We start from the raw sequence: 1,630 nt of genomic DNA on the forward strand, positions 1-1,630 counted from the left end.
ATCTAAACTGTCATCACAAACCACATAAGGTGTTGGTGTGTTGATTGTAGGTGCCGTGTTTACAGTAACTACTGCCGAACCACTCTGAGACTGCAAGCAGGAAGGAGAAGCACCATCCTGAACGCTTACCAAAGCATAAGTGTAAACTCCAGCTGTAGCCGTTGGTGCATTAATCGAAATACTATTCCCTGCAGCAGTTGAAACCGGTGGCTGGACTACTGTATTAATGGAATACGTAAATGTATATGGTGCTGTGCCGTTTGAACCCGTGAAAGTAATTTGGGGAGAAACGGAATTTTGACAAACTGTAGCTGTCCCCGAAATTGTAGCAGTCGGTAGTGGGTTAACAGTTATTATAGCCTCACTGCTATCATTGATACATGGTGCTGTTCCATTTACCGTATAGTTAAAAGTTGAAGTAGTAACCCCTAAAGCAGGTGTGAAAGTTCCTGCTGCCGCATTAAAAGTTCCTCCTGTTCCTGTTCCGGTTCTTGTCCATGTTCCCCCTGCTTGTTCCCCTGTAATTAAACTAAATAAATTAATCACAGCAGTGCTATTTTCACAAATGGTTGTTCCTCCATCAGTTCCAGCCGTTGGCTGGGCATTGATAGTTACAGTAGCTACACTACTATCATTGATACATGGTGCAGTTCCGGTTACAGTATAGGTAAAGGTTGAAGTAGTTGCTCCAATAGCTGGTGCATAAGTTCCCGCTATTGCATCGAAAGTTCCTCCTGTTCCCGGTCCTGTTCGTGTCCATACTCCACCTGCTTGTTCACCAGTAATTAAACTGAATAAATCAATAACGGTCGTACTGGTTTCACAAACAACAGTACCTCCATCAGTCCCGGCAGTTGGCTGTGCATTGATAGTTATTGTTGCTATACTGTCATCAGTAGAACATGGAGCTGCTCCGGTTACAGTATAGGTAAAAGTTGAAGTAGTAGCTCCAACAGCTGGTGTAAATGTTCCCGCTGTAGCATCGAAAGTTCCTCCTGTTCCTGATCCGGTTCGAGTCCATACTCCTCCTGCTTGTTCTCCGGTAATTAAACTGAATAAGTTTATTAAAGTTGTACTTGTTTCACAGATTGTAGTACCTCCATCAACCCCTGCGGTTGGCTGTGCATTAATAGTTATAGTCGCTATACTACTATCTGTAGTACATGGAGCTGCTCCGGTTACAGTATAGGTAAAAGTTGAAGTAGTAGCTCCAACAGCTGGTGTAAATGTTCCCGCTGCCGCATTAAAAGTTCCCACGGTTCCCGGTCCTGTTTGAGTCCATACTCCTCCTGTTTGTTCTCCGGTAATTAAACTAAACAAATCAATAGCGGTTGTACTAGTTTCACAAACAGTCGTATTACCATCTAAACCTGCAGTAGGTTGAGCAACAATATTTACTGTAGCCACGCTGGTATCTGTGATACATGGGGCTACTCCCGATAAAGTATAAGTAAAGGTAGAAGTGGTAGCTCCGACGGCAGGTGTAAATGTTCCCGCCGTTGCATCAAAAGTTCCACCTGTTCCCGGTCCGGTTCTTGTCCAAACACCCCCTGGTTGCTCACCGGTTATTAAACTAAATAAATTAATCGCAGTGGTACTCGTTTCACAAACAGTTGTATTACCATCTAAA

At 43.7% G+C, this 1,630-nt stretch carries 1 pseudogene; it reads right to left on the reverse strand.

What is annotated here, in order from left to right:
- A pseudogene (locus tag L1S35_RS13170) lies at positions 1-1,630 on the reverse strand (adhesin); the annotation flags it as partial.

Source organism: Flavobacterium anseongense, from assembly GCF_021608185.1.
GTDB lineage: Bacteria > Bacteroidota > Bacteroidia > Flavobacteriales > Flavobacteriaceae > Flavobacterium > Flavobacterium anseongense.